Origin of the sequence: Mycobacterium sp. (assembly GCF_008709575.1) — a bacterium.
Lineage (GTDB): Bacteria > Actinomycetota > Actinomycetes > Mycobacteriales > Mycobacteriaceae > Mycobacterium.
On the sequence record NZ_VYIK01000266.1, the window covers coordinates 1 to 787 of the forward strand.

Sequence of the window (787 nt, forward strand, 5' to 3'; positions counted from 1 at the left end):
CGGCCAGCAACCGGCTCCGAGCAACCCCGCCAGGCCATGTGAAAAATCGAGGCTAGTTCAGGCGGGTCGTCTGAATACTTCGCGTTCGAGCCGGGCTAGACGCTCGGCGACGGTTCCTGATTCGCCGTGATCTTCGGCGTGCAGCCGATCGACGGCCCACACCCGGATAAGAGTCGATAGCGACATTCCCGCTTTGCGGGCGGCCTGGCTCAGGCGCTCATGCTCATCGGCAGCCAAGCGCACCGAGACCACAGTCTGGCGGCCGAGATTCGGCCGGCTCGTCGTGACATGCTCAGGCGCCGGGCCTCCCGAGTATGCCTCCGCGCGTGCGCCTTCGTCGGCGAGTAGATCGTCAATCCTGCTCATTCTTACTGCTCCTCACTGTAGAGGTCCTGATCCTGTTGATTCGCGATCCAGGCGTTGCTACCCCACCAATCGCCGTCCGGGCGCTCATCGGGATCAGCATCGGCGGACACCAAAATCACGGTCAGCACCGCCCGCGCCGACGGCGAATAGCCGATCACCCGAACCGACAGGCCCGACCGACTGGCCGGGTCTGGCACTTGCCGCCCGGCGTGACGGTCGTTGGCCGCTTGATCCGCCCAGGCCGCAGAGATGCCGTGCCGCTCCCCGATGTAGTCGGCCCGCTTGCCCCAGTCAACCTGCACACACCTACAATATACTACGAATCACTACGTGATCTGGTGTGCGTCTCGGCCCAGTTGGTTCATTTCTGACACAGAGGCATGAGGTGATTCGCGTTTTGCAACAACACCCCCATGCTTTC

At 63.0% G+C, this 787-nt stretch carries 2 protein-coding genes; both read right to left on the minus strand.

The features are described from left to right. Positions 1-57: 57 nt before the first annotated feature. Positions 58-366 carry a hypothetical protein gene (locus F6Q13_RS18360; RefSeq protein WP_067971399.1) on the minus strand — a complete coding sequence of 103 codons (309 nt, stop codon included), beginning with the start codon at positions 364-366 and terminating at the stop codon, positions 58-60. A 2-nt stretch (positions 367-368) separates the two neighbouring features. Continuing rightward, positions 369-668, minus strand: a complete 300-nt coding sequence (locus tag F6Q13_RS18365; protein WP_293059593.1) for a transposase — start codon at positions 666-668, stop codon at positions 369-371. Between the last annotated feature and the right edge of the window lie 119 nt (positions 669-787).

Bases quoted from the DNA above. Each gene is read 5' to 3' on its own strand.
- F6Q13_RS18360 (WP_067971399.1), bottom strand. From the start codon at position 366: ATGAGCAGGATTGACGATCTACTCGCCGACGAAGGCGCACGCGCGGAG.